Genomic DNA, 16,609 nt, shown 5'->3' with positions numbered 1-16,609 from the left:
ACAAAGAGAAATAAAACTTCTTAATTAATTAAATAACACCTATGACAAACTTATTATTATTAGGCTTTTTGCCTAGCGGTTCCGAATGGATTATTATTGCTTTAGTTATTCTTCTTCTTTTTGGCGGAAAGAAAATCCCCGAATTGATGCGCGGTTTAGGTAAAGGCGTTAAGAGCTTCAAGGACGGTGTAAACGACGCAAAAGACGAACTGAATAAAGCAAAAGACGAACTAGACAAGACAGACTCAGCTAAGTAAAGAAGAGTACAATGGCGGAAATGACCTTTTGGGATCATTTGGAGGAATTGCGCTGGGTACTTTTTCGGGTTATAGGGCTTTGGCTTGTTTTAGCGGTAGGTTATTTTATCGCTATGCCTTATATATTCGATAATGTAATACTTGGGCCTACCCATAATGATTTCGTATTCTATGATTTATTACGGCACATTGGAGAGAGCTTAAACCTGAATGATGAATTCTTTACTCAACATTTTGAAGTAAAGATGATTAATATTAATCTGGCGGCTCCCTTTTTCATTCATATGTCTACTGCCTTTTGGATGTCGGTAGTGACTGCGATGCCTTATCTCTTTTTCGAGATCTGGCGTTTTATCAGTCCCGCCCTTTATCCCAAAGAACGGAGAGGAGTGTTAAAAGCCTTGGTTTTAGGAACGGTGATGTTTTTTATTGGCGTTCTGTTGGGGTATTTCATGGTTTATCCATTGGCACTTCGTTTTCTTTCTACTTATGAGTTGAGTTCGCAAATTGAGAATGTACTGTCTCTTAATTCATATATCGACAACTTTATGATGTTGGTACTATGTATGGGATTGGCTTTTGAGCTTCCGTTGGTGACATGGTTGCTATCATTGCTTGGATTGGTTAATAAGTCGTTCCTGCGAAGATATCGTCGCCATGCAGTTGTTATCATTGTGATAGCGTCTGCCATCATTACTCCGACAGGCGATCCATTTACATTGAGTGTGGTAGCTATTCCACTTTATCTGTTGTATGAAATGAGTATTCTGATGATAAAAGATAAGAAGAAGGAGGAAGAGGAGGAAGATGAGTCTGGAGATGAATCAGAGGAAGAGATGAAAGAAGAGATTGAATAAGTAACCTCATAACAAGAAATACAAGAAGAGGCTGTGAAAACCTTTTTCTTGTTATATGCGCCAAAAGAGAACATCAGATTTTGCTGTCTCTTTTGGCGCATTCTTGTTTTACCACTACCTTTGCAATATGGATAAGAAGGAAGGAAGAGAATCATACGAATTACTTTTGGCAGTGTGTAAGACAGAAGATGAACTGCTTGCGGTCGGATACAAACAGATGCGTGACTTACTGGAACGAATTTGTCGTATGCAAATGCAAAATGTAAGTCTGCAAATGACGGATCTATCGGCACGTATCAGTTTCGTAGCTGCTAAATTCGGTCTGTCTGTAGCAGAGCAGAATCGTTTGCATACCTTTCGGCTAACTTCTAATCAAATATTGAACCGGCGTATTGAACCTGTCCGCGATCATTTATTGAGAGACGCTAAGACATTATCTTTTCTGGTTCGAAAACTTTCCGGTGAAGATATACCCCAGGAACTCTATCGGTTGTTGCCACGTGTAGATGCTACTTATCTGGTAGCACCTCCGGCTTGTAAACGGGTACAACGGATGCGGGTTTGTTTTCAGTATGCCGATGAACAGTATTTGTATGTAACACCATTGGAGGAAATCTCCGAAAAACCGTATCTGGTTCGCTACAATATTCCTCAGATAAACGAAGAATTTACGGAAACTTGCCGACTGCTTTGGAGACATGCACAAATTAACTTATTAGATGTGGCTATTGATGAAGCGGGGATACTTACCCCTTCATTTATTGTTCTCGAACCGGATTATTTGATTGATATTAGTGCATTGGCAGAATGTTTCCGCGAATACGGTCATCATCCGGCAAACTATTTTCTATCCCGCCTGCAGCCGATTGAAAATGCTCGTCCTTTATTATTAGGAAATATAGCCAATCTTTTTTTGGATGAATGGATTCATGCTCAGGAAGAGGAGATAGACTATCGCATTTGTATGCAAAAGGCTTTTCGTCGTTATCCTATTGAGTTGGCTGCTTGCTCGGATTTACGTGATCGTGAGAAAGAACGGCAATTTTTTGATGACTGTAAACTTCATTTTGAACATATACGCGAAACGGTAAAGGATACATTTCGTGCACCGGGTTATGAATTGGAAAAGAAAGATGCAGTGTTGGAACCTTCTTATATCTGTGAAGCGCTTGGTTTGCAAGGACGTCTTGACTATATGCAACGGGATATGTCTTCGTTCATAGAAATGAAATCGGGTAAAGCTGATGAATATGCCATTCGTGGCAAGGTAGAACCGAAAGAGAATAATAAGGTACAAATGTTGCTATATCAAGCTGTTTTACAATATTCTATGGGGATGGATCACCGGAAGGTAAGAGCCTATTTGCTATATACCCGTTATCCGCTTCTTTATCCTTCCCGTCCATCCTGGGCAATGGTTCGCAGAGTGATTGATTTGCGTAACCAGATTGTTGCCGATGAGTATGGTGTTCAATTGCGGAATAGCTTGGAATACACTGCACAAAAGCTGGCAGAGATAAATTCTTCTAACCTGAATGAACGCAAACTGTCCGGACATTTTTGGGAAACATATTTGCGTCCTTCCATTGATAATTTTCAGTCGAAACTGAAAACTCTCTCTCTATTGGAAAAAAACTATTTTTATGCGTTGTATAATTTCATAACGAAGGAACTCTATACGTCCAAATCAGGTGATGTGGATTACGAGGGACGTACAGGGGCAGCTTCTCTATGGCTTTCTACATGGATGGAGAAATGTGAGTCGGGTGAAATAATTTATGATCTCCGTATTAAAGAAAATCATGCAGCAAATGAACATAAGGCTCATCTCATCCTCTCCCAGTCGGCCATGGTGGAAGGAGACTTCTTACCGAATTTTCGTCAGGGTGACGCTATTATTTTCTACGAACGGAATAATGAGGCGGATAATGTAACTAACAAGATGGTATTCAAGGGAAATATTGAATATCTGACAGAACACGAGATTGGTATTCGTCTTCGGGCTACCCAACAAAATACTTCTGTACTTCCGGAGGATAGCCTTTATGCCATTGAACATGATACAATGGATACCACTTTCCGTTTTATGTATCAAGGACTTTATACCTATTTATCCGCAACACAAAGTCGTCGTGATTTGCTGTTATCACAACGATTACCGGAATTTGACGAATCTTTGGATTATTTGATTTCTCAATCAACCAATGATTTTACTCGCATTGCATTGAAGGCAAAAGCAGCCCGGGATTATTTTCTTTTAGTTGGGCCTCCCGGAACAGGTAAAACCTCTTGTGCACTGAAAAAGATGGTTGAAACTTTCCATGCAGAAAAGGATACTCAAATTCTGTTACTCTCCTATACAAATCGAGCTGTGGATGAAATCTGTAAAGCAATCAGTAGCATTCATCCGGAAGTTGATTTCATTCGTGTAGGAAGTGAACTATCTTGTGACGAGGCTTATCGTACGCATTTAATTGAGAACGAACTGTCTGCTTGTATTCGCCGTTCGGAAGTGTATGAACGTATCAGGGATTGCCGTATTTTTGTAGGAACGGTCGCGTCTATATCCGGTAAGCCGGAACTTTTCCGTTTGAAACATTTTGAAGTAGCGATCATTGATGAATCCACACAAATACTAGAACCTCAGCTACTGGGCATTCTCTGTGCACGAGGGGAGGATGGGAGGAATGCTATTGATAAATTTATTCTAATCGGAGATCATAAACAGTTGCCTGCTGTTGTGTTACAGAATACCGATCAGTCGGCTATTTATGATGAAACGTTGAAAGCAATAGGTTTGACCAACTTGAAAGATTCCCTGTTTGAACGTCTTTATCATAATGCACGTAATTCGTCAGTACATCGTTCATATGATATGCTTTGCCGTCAAGGGCGTATGCATCCTGATGTGGCTTTGTTTGCCAACCATGCTTTTTATGGAGGCCGTTTGCTTCCTGTAGGGCTTCCCCACCAAATAGAAAGTTCTGAAAAAGTTTGCCGGCTTGCTTTTTATCCTTCTTTACCGGAGAAAGCCGGCACATCTGCAAAAATTAACCATTCGGAAGCTCGTATTGTTACCGATTTGGTTGCACAGATATATAAGGAGCATACGGATGATTTTGATGAAGCCCGTACGTTAGGAATTATAACTCCTTATCGGAGCCAGATTGCATTGATCAAAAAATATATTGAGGCATTAGATGTTCCGGTACTGAATCGTATTTTGATTGATACGGTAGAACGTTTTCAAGGAAGTGAAAGAGATGTGATTATTTATTCGTTTTGTATTAACTATCCATATCAGTTGAAGTTCTTATCAAACCTGACAGAAGAAGATGGCATTTTGATTGATCGCAAACTCAATGTGGCTTTGACGCGGGCGCGAAAACAAATGATGATAACGGGGGTACCCACTCTTTTGGAACGTAACCCTCTTTATGAAAGTTTACTAAATTTAATAAAACGTTCTTGAACTATTGGAATATTTTTGCAGATGTTAGTCTTTATTCTCTCTTTATGCAATTCATTAACACCTAAATATTGAACAAACGCCTATATTTGCAACACGTTTTTTTCATAGAGATTTAGATTTAAGGTTAGAAGAAATGTGGAAGTCGTGAGACTTCCCTTTTTTTCTTCTTAACGTTTGCTATTCTTCATTTTCTGAATGTATCGTTTTTTGTTGAGTACAGAATGGACATGCAGAATAAGTAAACCCAAAAAGCCATCTTCGGGAGAAGAGGCTTTTTATTTTAAGTACTTTTGGATAATTGGTAGAAAGAAAAAAGAGGAGAAAAGTTCATTTTCGAACTATTCTCCTCTTTCTAATATTTATCAGATTATTATTCTAATACGATTGGTTTATATTTTGGAACTAATAACTTCATCATGATCCAACCGAGAAGGTATGCAACCGAACAGATACAGAAAATAATAAAGTATCCGGCTGGTTTACCAACAAAACCTAAGAAGGTCATTGGTTCTTGAATAATAGTAATATCTTTTTGAGTGATAATCTTATTGTTCAGCATCATCTCAGCTTCTTTTTCGGCTGTAGGTAATTCAAGTGTTTCTACGATCATCGGAATCTGGCTGAGACCAGCCTTCTCTACTGCTTTTTGTAAAGGCATAGCTTCACCTTTATATAAGGCCCAACCGACCGGGATGTCTTCTGCTCCCTCATGCCCTTTAGCTACTATTTTTCCATTTAGAACAGCTTGATCTGTTTTGGCAATAGTAATTTGATAATCTTTATCAAGTAAAGCCTTGTTGATGACAGGCATTTCTCCTTGTCCTGCTGCGAATACAAACAAGATTCCGGCACAATACTGGAGGATCATAGAACTTACCCCGCCTGCCATACCACCTATTCCTGTGATACTTGCGATAGCAGATTTGGGGAACATATCACCCACTGTAGAGAATATGTTAGCCGACCATGATTGATGAGCAGCACCACCAATACCAATCAAGATAACCGGGAACCATGGAGAGAAGGTTCCTAATGGCTGTGCCAGTAGAACTAGCAATGGGAAGAATGCGAAAATAAGCATTGCCTTCATACGTGCGGCATAGGGATTCATGCCTGTACGATTGATGAAAATTGTTGGTAATTTACCTCCATAAATGGATAACATCGTGATGGCATATAAAGTAAAGATCAACGCGATTCCCAGTCCTTCGGAAGTCTTAATTCCGAATTGGGTGTTCAGATAAGAAGGAGTCCAGAAAAGGAAGAACCACCATACTCCGTCAGTCATGAATTTGCCGACAACAAAAGCCCAGGTTTGCCTGTATGTGAAGCATTGCCAGAATCCCATTTTCTTCTCTTCTTTCTCGTCTGTAGTAACTATAATGCCATCTTTTTCATTGTCTTGCTCAATATATTCAAGCTCCGCTTTGTTTACGTGTTTGCTTTTGGAGGGAGCTGTATACATGAATACCCAGAATCCCATCCAAATAAATCCAAGAGCACCGATAACGATAAATGCCATTTCCCATCCCCAGGCTTTTGCCAATAAAGGGATACTAAGTGGGGCTACCAATGCACCGATAGAAGCACCGGCATTGAATATAGAAGTTGCATAAGCACGGTCTTTTTTGGGGAAATACTCAGCAGTTACTTTAATAGCTGCCGGGAAGTTGCCGGCTTCACCTATTGCCAATACGCAACGGGCTGCCAGAAAACAATACATACTGATAGTTGCAATTGTTACAATGACATCTCCTGTGGCTCCCATCAGTTCGGCTGCACTGTGCAAACCTACGAAATGCTCAGTTATAACACCGCAAAATGCGTGTAAACAGGCACCTGCGGACCATACTCCAATTGCCCATAGATATCCTTTCTTAGTACCCAGCCAATCTACAAATCGACCGGCGAAAAGCATACAGATAGCATATACAATAGAGAATATGGAAGTGATAGCACCATAGTGTGATTCGTCCCAATGGAATTCGGGTTTGATAAACTCGTCCCAAGTAAGTGATAGAACTTGGCGATCGAGATAATTGACTGTGGTGGCGAAGAACAACATGGCACATATTGTCCATCTGTAGTTTGTCATCTTTTCACTTGGTTTTTGAAATGCGTTCATGATAATGGATTTAAATAGTTTTTAGTACGTTTACAAAGGTCGGTGTTTCACCTGTTTTTATAATGGAATATTTGGTCAAAAATATGAATATATAGTTGTATTTACTAGAAATTTCATGATATTATGCACCATATCTATATAAGTTGTGTTTCTTGGGAAAGAAAACTAATAAACTCGAAAAACTTTACTCCTTTTTCCGCTCAGAAAAGGGAGTGAAGTTTGGGAGTTAATTAATATGTGATAATATGATTTGCACGATATTATCGCATTTCATTATATTTGATCTTATCCATGTCTCCATAGTCAAGGTTTTCACCGGCCATTCCCCAGATAAACATATAGTTGCTGGTTCCGGCTGCTGCGTGAATCGACCATTCCGGTGACATAATAGCTTGTTCATTCTGCATCCAGACAATCCGTTCTTCCTGCGGTTCTCCCATAAAATGACAGATAGCGTTGTTTTCCGGTACATTGAAATAGAAATAAGCCTCAATACGGCGGCTATGTGTGTGTGCCGGCATCGTATTCCATACACTACCCGGTTTCAATTCTGTTAATCCCATTTGTAATTGGCAAGGACCTTCTTCCAATACATTATTGACGATTAACTGATTGATAACGCGGTCATTGCTTTCTTCCATTTTTCCTGCCGGAAATGAATTGGCTTTTAATGAGCCTTTACGACCGTCGATGGTAATTAACTGAGTTTTGTAATCTTTATGAGCAGGAGCTGAGTTGATATAGAATTTAGCAGGTTTATTTGAATCTTTGCTCTTGAATGTAACTTGTTGCTTGCCTCTACCTATATATAAGGCATCTTTGAAATTCAGGACATATTCTTTGCCGTCCACAGTTACGATACCTTCACCACCTACATTAATAACACCTAATTCGCGGCGTTCAAGGAAATATTTAGCTTTCAAAGGATCGATTGTTTCCAGTATCAGCTCTTTAGTTGTAGGAACTGCACCACCAAAGATAAAACGGTCGTACATGGAATAAGTAACGTTGATTTCATTTGGAACCATTACTTTCTCCATCAGGAAGCTACTACGCAAACGGTTGGTATCATACGTTTTCACATCTTGCGGGTTGCAAGCTACTTGCATCTTGTAATTTACCTGGGCGGAAGCTGAGATAGCTGCGATACCCAACATCATTGCAATTGCTAATTTTTTCATATTTCGAAATTTAAATGAATTATATAATTTAGTTGTTTTTATTCATTAAAGCGTCTTTCTTAGTCATACGGATGCGGTTATAAATTGCCATTCCAAGTGCAATAACAACAAGGATTGCCGGACCGATGATCTTAATACTGTAAGTCAGATGGAAAATGCCCCAGCAAAAGAGGCTGGAAGCAAAGTCGAGAGCACCTCCCTGGAAACCTTCCGGAATGTTCACAGTCGGATCTCCGGTAGCCGCGTATACGTCTTTGGCGGCTAAAGTGAAATATCCTGCCAGCTCTGTTACAAAATATAGCCCGACAATTAGTGCGACCAATCCGATAATGAATGATTTTACTACATTACCTTTTGTGATAGGAAGAATCATCGGAAACAAATAGAACATACCTGCCAGAGATGCTAAAGGCAAGAACCGATTGCCAGGCAGAATCACTGCAAGGAAGATAGTAACGGGAATCAGCAAGAGAGAGACGACTAAAGTTGCCGGATGGCCAATTACCAATGCGGGACTCATACCGATACTAAGTCCAGTGCTATTCTTATATTTTTTAGCGATTAACTCACGTGTAGCATCGGAAATAGGTTTTAAACCTTCAATAAACAGACTGGTGATGCGTGGGATCAGCTCCATTACTGCACCCATTTTGATTCCTAATCCTAATATGCTTGGAATATTGTCTACCATTTCTTCCCAGCTACTGCATCCTAATGCACCGATACCGCAACCAATTACTATACCCAAAAATAATGGTTCGCCCATCAAACCGAATTTTTTCTTCATTCCTTCCGAGTCAATATTCAGTTTGTCAAATCCCGGAATCATATCTAATAACTTATTGATGACGATAGCAAACGGAACAAAGCTCTGACAAAAAGGTTGTGGAATTGAGATGCCGTCCATCTTATCATAAAACTTCTGGAATGCAGGTGCAGTCATATCTGCCATGACAAGTGTGATGATATAACAGATGATAGCTGCGAAAAATCCCCAAAGAATACTATCGGAAGCAAAATAAACGATTGCACCGATAAATGCAAAATGCCAATAGTTCCAAAGGTCAATATTTATAGTACGGGTTGTTTTAGTAAGTAACATTAATAGATTAACTCCCAAGCAGACTGGAATGATTAGTGCACCAACAGAAGTATTGTAGGCAACGGCAGCAGCAGAAGGCCATCCCATATCGAAGATACCTAATTCTAACCTGTATATTTCAACCATTTTAGTTAATGCAGGACCAAGACTACTCGTCAATAAAGCTGTTACTACAGATAATCCAACGAAACCGACTCCTACCAATAAACCGCTTTTAAGTGCTTTAGCGAATTTAATACGAATACATACTCCTAAGATTGTGAAAATGACCGGCATCATCACTGCCGCTCCCAAACCGATAATGTATTTAAAAACTTCTTCCATTATGTTTTATTTTTTCTCTGTTCTTAATGATAAATTTCTGTGTTCCCCTACAGGGTGTTACTTGTAGACCGTGCCAAAAATACGACCTTTTCTGATTCCTTCCAAGACGAAACTCTTAATTTATACGTTGTTGCATCAAAAAAACTGTATTTTGACGTTTGCGCGCACAAAAATGATTGTTTTCGTGCACGAAAAATGAAAATACAGTTGTTAAACTGAAAAACTTCTTTGATTTTGAGGGAATGTATTATTTATATAGTAGGAGGATCTGTATGAATAAACCTTAAAATAATGAATTGTATGATCATACTTTATTTCAGTTATTTTTGAAATATTGAAGTGGATGGTAAACATTAATTTATGGTGGATGTGGCAAGTGGCTGTTGAGTACAATCTGTTGGTCGTAAATAGGAAAAGGGGTATCTGCTTTATGCAAATTACCCCTTTTTAAAATATGAGTTAATATATTATTGAAACACTTCCGTTTTTACATTTAAGTGTTTCCGCTTAAATGAGGATAAATAAAGAAATCCCGAAATTTATTCTTTTGTATATTTTCCATCTACCATATCTTGGTAGGTTGGGTTATAAACCAAATTTTCTAAAACATTCCAAGTGGTGGAAGTAAGAGACGGAACCGCCTTTTTCAAACCGGAGAAATCGCTGATAGCTCCCCACCATTTAATCGTTATATCACCTATCTCTTCCACATTGCTGAAATCTTCCAGATTTGTACGGAGTTTAAAAGAACTAGCTCCACTTGCATAAGAAGAACCATTAAAAGTCAAGCTTTTGATTTTTTTCAATACTGGTATGTTTATCCCTCCATTGTTTATGTTCTGAGTATAATTCAGGGTGAACTTTTCCTTGACTTCTTTCAATTTAGGAAATGAGATTGATTTAAAGTAATTACCATTTGATACATCAAATGTCCCGATTTCCTCCAGATCTTCAAAGAGCGCATTTACTGTTCCCGCAGTTCCGCTACCCGAATAAGTGAATGTTCCGATATAGGTGACATTTTTCAGTACCCAGTCATCTTCTGATGAATATCTGTAATTGGATACTTCTAGTTTGCCGTTAATTTTAGTTGGAACAACGAATGTGGGGACAACAGCTCCCACTTGTGAACCTGCATTAAATTTCACGTTCGATAATTCGGCATTTGCTTTAATGTCTGCAAGCTGGTAGCAAGCAACAATCTCTAATGAAGGCAGGTTTTCTACTTTGTTAATATCAAGGGCTGATAATACAACGAGATAATATAGATAAATCGAAGTACCGACCGATGAAAGAGAGGGGATTTCCAAAGAAGTTAAGGACTTTAAATATTCGATATCTAATTTTCCACCTACGTTCTTTAGTGCCGGAAGAGAAAGAGTTTCAATACTTAATGCTCCCATTTTGATCGTTAAATCATTGCTTACATTTTCTAATAAAGGTAATTCTATTTCTTCAGTAGAAGAATTAGATGTATTTCCTGTCAATGAAAGGGTGGGTACGGAAACTAGTTTAGGAAGACTGATTTTAGTTGCTTTATTTAAATTAGCACTAGAGAAACTTCCTCCACATTGTGCAAATTCGGGAAGTGAAAGTTCTGTAATGGAGCCTAAGGTAGACAGAGTTACATTTCCACCAACTTTTTCTAATTTAGGTAATGACAGGGTTTCGATCTTTGTATATTTCTCAATTTGCATATTACACCGTACATGATTGAATGCAGGTAAAGCCAAAGTGGTGAGATAAGTATTGCCGGAAGAGGCTTTCATAATGAAGTTCTCATCACAAGTTTCCAAAGAAGAAAAATCTGCCATGGCGAGCATATTGGCATCAATATAAGTATCACCCACAGTTTTCAGTTTAGGAAGGATAAGTGCTGTAACCTGTGATGAGTTGATTTGTAGTTTTCCTAAAGACTCTAGAGATGATAAAACAACTGCAATTCCTTCTTTAGGTGTGGTCGGAGTAGTTGCCGAACCAATCGTCAGGCCTCCTGCTGAGACAATATTTTCTAATCCGGCAAGAGAAGAACCTGCAAATGAGTTATTAATAACAATGTTATATCGAACATTTGTTAAACCGGATAATGGCGATAGGTCTTTGATAGGATCATCCGTTGTCCCATTAATAGAGCCGAGTATGAGGCTACCTTCGATCGTATTAATACCTGTTTGGGCGAAAGCATTCACATCTGCTTGTGTAAGTAATTCTATGGTACCTTCGCTATTCACGTCTTTACGTTTTACTGTATATGTATAATCTCTGAGTGTCTGATTATGTGATACAACCCGAAATACATGTTCGTTATTCCAATCTTTGATGTTTGCCGGTGAAGGGAATAAATCTGTTTGCTCGCAAACTGAATATTCAACTTTGGCATCTTGTAGAGATTCGTTTTGTGGTATAGTCATAACAATTTGGTTACCAATAATTGCTGCTTCATATCTGGTACCACCGGTAGAAGTTAATGTGAAAGAATTGATATGATTATCAACTCCTTCGAAAATTTCTTTCGAATCATCGTCGCATCCGCAAAGGGTGAAAAGGAATAGGAGAGTTCCTAATTTGAATATATTTTTCATTGTTCTGTATCTTATGTTTATTTTTTAGTCAGATTATAATCAGTGAATCCAAGAACTTCGGTTGAGATTTCACCGAGCCATCCGCTTTGAGCATTAACACCTACTTGTACTTTAATAAAATCGATATATTTTAGATTGGCAGGTTTTCCATCGTAGGTGACTGCGTCTGAGATTTTGAAATAGTTATTACCGTCATTAGTTATCATGTCAATCTTGCTGTAATTATCAGCATATCCCCAGTCATAATTTCGGTTCTCCCAATAAGTTCCGCTTCCTGAAGTATCTTCATTACGAGCTTGAAGACAGCTTCCACGTAATGTATAGCTATCTCCTGTTACCCAAGTTGGATATTGAGGATTGAGATTGAGGTTTCCTTTCTTTCCTTGGTTATCTTTCCATGCAATAGGCATACCAAGACTCTTTGGACGATAATAAGTCACAGCATAGTCCTGAATTGTTTCCGCTTTTCCATATTCCGAACCTTTGAGTTCATACCAAGTGTCATTAGGTAGTCCATCCCCATTTTCGTCTTGCATAACCCAAACAATCCCCGGTTCTGAAGAATTTGAGAAAGAATTACCCCGTATTGCAAAATCGTAGTTACCTTTATTATCTATACTATGGTCGAAACCGACAATTATATATCCACCAAATCCTCCTAAAGAAACATAACCGTTGTTTCTTAAAGTCGTTTCTGCTGCCGAACAAGCTGTTTCCATAGTAGTACCACTTGTAATTTGCCCGACGAATTGTCCGGGTGCGACTACTATCTCGTATACCTTTGAAAAATCTGCTTTACTTGATCCGTTAGCCGCATGATAATAACTTCCTTCGGCCGGACATACATTTATGGTCATTGTTTGTGATAGTTCCCCGATATATTGGCTTTTCGCAGTGATCGTAAGTTTATAAGTTCCCGTTTTTGTTGGAGTAAAGATAAGAACCGGATCACTGCCTTCCTGCAAAGCAGCTTCTTGGCTTTCCATGGTCCATTTATAAATAACATCAATTGCGTTCGTGATATCTAAAGGCATTAAATGAAGTGAGCGTCCAATGGACATGTTATATTCAGTTTGGTCGAAGGTCCAGCTAAAAGGAAGTTCATCTGCCGTACAATTTTCAACAGTAAATTCGATATTATCACTGCCATCTTCATTCTCAGTTGCGAATTTAAGATTGAAAGTACCTTTTTCCTGTGATTTAAAAGTATAATCTTTTTCGGTAGATACTACTTCTCCGTTCACAGTCCATTTATAAGTGGTGGGAATTGATGTCTGAGTGACAATCGGATTGAAAACCAATTCTTTCCCGATTAGAATCTTATATCCGCTTTCCACTCCTGCCAGAGAAATTGTAGGAATTTCTTTATCGACCACATCAATACGTAGTTCTTCTTCTGTTGTACCATTGTGGTTGGATACGCTCAAAAGAACAAAAACTTCCCCTGTGTTTTCTGCCTTATAAGTCAGATGAGATTCTCGACTAACAATCTTGCCGTCAATACTCCAAACGAATAGAGCTTCATTTGCATGTTCATAACTTGGACTGATGGTTAGCTCACGTCCATTTTTTACGGTGTAGATGCCGGTTCCGTTGTCGAGTATAATTTTGGGAGCCATTTGTGAATCCCAATTTTCGTCATGGTCGTTGCCACAAGAGGCCACAATTGCCATAATTCCGAATAAAAGTAATAGTTTTCTCATACATCTATATTAAATAATTAATACTATGACTTTTACAACATGGTAAAGATCTAATTTTACCACGTGGTTGTTCGGAACAATCTGCACGCTACCTATTCCTCTTCAGGATTGGATAAATTGAATGACAATACAGGTTTTACAATGAGTTAGCCTATTCTGTAATTTGCTCTCGTTTTCCGCAAGTGCAAAATTGTTCGAAGTGTGGAGATAGGTCTTCTGGCTTGTTCTAGTTTTGACGCCTTCCCGGTTTATTTATACCAGTGGCAAAGATTGTCAAAACCTGTTTACCTGTTTGAGGTAACGGAGAACTTACAGCAGCGGAAACTGCTACCGATTTACACGGTATTCCCTTTTTCATTTCGCTTTATGCCCGTTTGGGGATAATTAGAAAATCTTCACGCAGCAAAGATAATGTTTTTAGAATAAAATAATTCAATTAAGCAATTATTTCATTGAAAGAAGTAGATTTTGTTTCCTATTCAGTTAAAAAAACTACAGATACTGTGAATGTTAAGATAGGGGTTAAATGAGTACGGTGAGGTGGTAGTTGGAGAAATAAATCTAATTGTTGTCAAGTGACATTTAAGAGATGTTTTCTACATGACTAAATATAAAGATGATATGAAGGATAAAAATAGTCACATCTTTCACATTAAATTTCCTTTTTATTGGGGGATAGACTTATATGAAAGATGTGACTAAATAAAATGAGATCTGTGCAGTTTTCTTTTTGAGTACTTTTATTTCTGCAAACGCTGCTCTATTTCTTGCAATCGTTTATCTAAGGCAGCGTATTTTTCATCTTTTTCTTTTAATAGACGTTCATAGACTTCTGAGAGTTTTTCAATCGGATCAAAATTATTGACTCTATTATCATTGCTATTGTCACTATCTTCAGTAAATTCCAATATCGTAAAGCAGATGAATGAAGAATATAATAGATGTTAAATAGGTTCCTTCTTTTATGTATTGCTACCTAGAATCTCAAGTATTGATTTATATGATTTCAAACAATAATAATTATTGTATCTATAAGTTGGTAGCAAACTCTTCATCTATTATTAATCGTTTTTCTTTATTATTGCGTGAAGTCAATATGATGGAAATATATATGAATTTGGTACAGGATATTATTATATAACAAAATATTGGTGGCAAATGCTGTTATCTTTAAAGTTTTTCGTATTATTGTATAAATAATAAAAGGAAGACTATGAATAAACAGATTTTCAATAGTTCAAAGTGGTTGTTTTTGCTGCTTTTTATGTTTACTGTGACTTGTACATTTGCTCAAAAAATGGATGAACAGGTTCTTGATTCTGCGGAAGTTATGCCTTTATTCCCTGGTGGAAATTCCAAAATGATGCAATATTTAAGAATTCCTGTTTCAGAAGCAACGTCTATAGCAGGTGGAGTGCAGCAACATCCTATTATCCAGTTTATTGTAGAGAAAGAAGGAAAGATAACCAATGCTAAGATTGTACGTTCAGTGGACTCTTCGATAGATGAAGCTGCATTGAAATTAGTGGAGGATATGCCTGCATGGATTCCTGGTGAACAAAAAGGAAAGAAGGTTAGAGTACGCATGTCAGTCCCTGTTTTTACCGTTCTCAAAAGTAGTTTGAAACTGGAGAAACTGGAAAGGAACAAAAAAGATGAAAGAACAGGAGGCGGATCAGGTGAAAGAGCATTGCTGATCATTGATAATGTGGATGTTGGCTCTGATTTCAGGATAGATTATATAAATATTGAAAACATTAAAGATTTTAAAGTCCTGAGAGGAGAAGAGGCTATGGATCTCTATGGTGAGAAAGGTCAAAATGGAGTTATCTTGATTAAGCTTAAATCCCTAAAGGAGATGAAAGGAATGACTGTTGGCAAGAAGGTTGCCGAAATGTTAAAGAATAAAGGGGTAAGTAAGAAAACACCTATCGTATATTGTTTAGACGAAAAGCAATTTCCTCCTGAAGTTTCTGAAATTATATCAAAAAACGAATATAATGAGAAAACAGATTTTATAGCAATAAAAGAAATAAAAAAAGGAATTGCATATATTACGTTTAAAAATAACAGTTCCTTTTATATCAGATAGTTGCATTCTTTATTTGCCGATCTTTATCCGGCATTCATCGGTTTATTGACCGTAAATCAACAGAAAAGCCTGTAGAAGCATAGAGAAATGATGTATCTTTGAACCATCAATCAATAAACATAGAAAAGATGGAACCAATGCAAAGAAAATCTTCTGCTACAGGCTTTTCCGGTAAAATTCTGATAGCTTCCCTTTTTATTCTTTCGGGAATATTGTTGTTTGCTCGTAATGTTGGATGGATCACTACTGATTTATTCGATATTATTGTATCCTGGTACTCCTTATTTATTATCCTGGGTATTTATTCGATGTTTCGTCGCCATATCATTAGCGGATTAATTTTATTGCTAATAGGAGTTTACTTTCTGCTTGGAGGACTTTCGTGCCTACCGGAAAATGCTCAGGCGATGGTATGGCCTGTGGCATTGATTATAGCAGGTATTCTTTTTCTTTTCAAATCTCGTCGCATGGGACCTTGGGGACATGGACCTATGGCACATCATCGCAGAGAATGGATGAGACATAGGGGAAGGCCGGGTATGAATTTTACAGAGAATCAACAGCAAAGTGAATCGGTTGATGGTTACCTCCGTTCCGAGAATGTTTGGGGGGCAGCACGTCATGTTGTACTTGATGAACTTTTCAAAGGAGCGACAGTACATACTTCTTTTGGGGGGACAACGATTGATTTACGGCATACGCGTCTTGCACCGGGAGAAACTTACATTGACTTGGACTGTAGTTGGGGAGGAGTTGAAATTTATGTTCCTTCTGATTGGAAGGTTGTATTCAAATGCAACACTTTCTTTGGAGGATGTGATGATAAACGTTGGCAGGACGGGAAAATAAATAAAGAATGTATATTGGTGATTCGGGGAACACTTTCTTTCGGAGGCATTGAGGTTAAAGACTAA

At 38.1% G+C, this 16,609-nt stretch carries 10 protein-coding genes, 1 pseudogene and 1 riboswitch; of the genes and pseudogenes, 5 read left to right on the top strand and 6 right to left on the bottom strand.

Annotation, left to right across the window (positions count from 1 at the left end):
* Positions 1 to 41 precede the first annotated feature (41 nt).
* From CZ225_RS19970 to CZ225_RS19960, 3 genes are all read left to right on the top strand, one after another.
* Positions 42 to 257, top strand: a complete 216-nt coding sequence (locus CZ225_RS19970; RefSeq protein WP_025074964.1) for a Sec-independent protein translocase subunit TatA/TatB — start codon at positions 42 to 44, stop codon at positions 255 to 257.
* Between the two features lie 11 nt (positions 258 to 268).
* Positions 269 to 1,114 carry a twin-arginine translocase subunit TatC gene (gene tatC, locus CZ225_RS19965; protein ID WP_077155196.1) on the top strand — a complete coding sequence of 282 codons (846 nt, stop codon included), beginning with the start codon at positions 269 to 271 and terminating at the stop codon, positions 1,112 to 1,114.
* Between the two features lie 127 nt (positions 1,115 to 1,241).
* Positions 1,242 to 4,586 (top strand): AAA domain-containing protein, encoded by a 3,345-nt coding sequence (locus tag CZ225_RS19960; RefSeq protein WP_077155903.1) that lies wholly within the window; start codon positions 1,242 to 1,244, stop codon positions 4,584 to 4,586.
* A gap of 370 nt (positions 4,587 to 4,956) precedes the next feature.
* On the opposite strand, the gene CZ225_RS19955 is transcribed toward CZ225_RS19960, so the two are convergent.
* The 6 genes and pseudogenes from CZ225_RS19955 to CZ225_RS19930 all read right to left on the bottom strand — a co-directional run.
* Positions 4,957 to 6,711, bottom strand: coding sequence for an MFS transporter (locus tag CZ225_RS19955; RefSeq protein ID WP_234983083.1), 1,755 nt, complete (start codon positions 6,709 to 6,711; stop codon positions 4,957 to 4,959).
* Between the two features lie 260 nt (positions 6,712 to 6,971).
* Positions 6,972 to 7,892: a 5-dehydro-4-deoxy-D-glucuronate isomerase gene (kduI, locus tag CZ225_RS19950; protein ID WP_077155195.1), complete on the bottom strand. Its 921-nt coding sequence runs from the start codon at positions 7,890 to 7,892 to the stop codon at positions 6,972 to 6,974.
* 28 nt (positions 7,893 to 7,920) lie between these two features.
* A complete protein-coding gene (locus tag CZ225_RS19945) occupies positions 7,921 to 9,318 on the bottom strand; it encodes a PTS galactitol transporter subunit IIC (protein ID WP_077155194.1) in 1,398 nt (465 codons plus the stop codon).
* Between the two features lie 539 nt (positions 9,319 to 9,857).
* Positions 9,858 to 11,900 carry a hypothetical protein gene (locus tag CZ225_RS19940; RefSeq protein WP_077155193.1) on the bottom strand — a complete coding sequence of 681 codons (2,043 nt, stop codon included), beginning with the start codon at positions 11,898 to 11,900 and terminating at the stop codon, positions 9,858 to 9,860.
* A gap of 17 nt (positions 11,901 to 11,917) precedes the next feature.
* Positions 11,918 to 13,603, bottom strand: a complete 1,686-nt coding sequence (locus tag CZ225_RS19935; protein ID WP_077155192.1) for a PKD-like domain-containing protein — start codon at positions 13,601 to 13,603, stop codon at positions 11,918 to 11,920.
* Between the two features lie 189 nt (positions 13,604 to 13,792).
* Positions 13,793 to 14,015, bottom strand: a riboswitch (cobalamin riboswitch).
* Between the two features lie 328 nt (positions 14,016 to 14,343).
* Positions 14,344 to 14,490, bottom strand: a pseudogene (locus CZ225_RS19930) (helix-turn-helix domain-containing protein); the annotation flags it as partial.
* Positions 14,491 to 14,816: 326 nt separating this feature from the next.
* On the opposite strand from CZ225_RS19930, the gene CZ225_RS19925 reads away from it, so the two are divergent.
* On the top strand, positions 14,817 to 15,695 hold the full coding sequence (locus CZ225_RS19925; RefSeq protein WP_077155191.1) for an energy transducer TonB: 879 nt from the start codon (positions 14,817 to 14,819) through the stop codon (positions 15,693 to 15,695).
* 128 nt (positions 15,696 to 15,823) lie between these two features.
* Positions 15,824 to 16,609: a LiaF transmembrane domain-containing protein gene (locus tag CZ225_RS19920; protein WP_077155190.1), complete on the top strand. Its 786-nt coding sequence runs from the start codon at positions 15,824 to 15,826 to the stop codon at positions 16,607 to 16,609.

The sequence above is a fragment of the Bacteroides bouchesdurhonensis genome (assembly GCF_900155865.1).
Classification (GTDB): domain Bacteria; phylum Bacteroidota; class Bacteroidia; order Bacteroidales; family Bacteroidaceae; genus Bacteroides; species Bacteroides bouchesdurhonensis.
The sequence above is the reverse complement of the archived record's forward strand: the minus strand, read 5'-3'. Positions and strand labels throughout refer to the sequence as shown.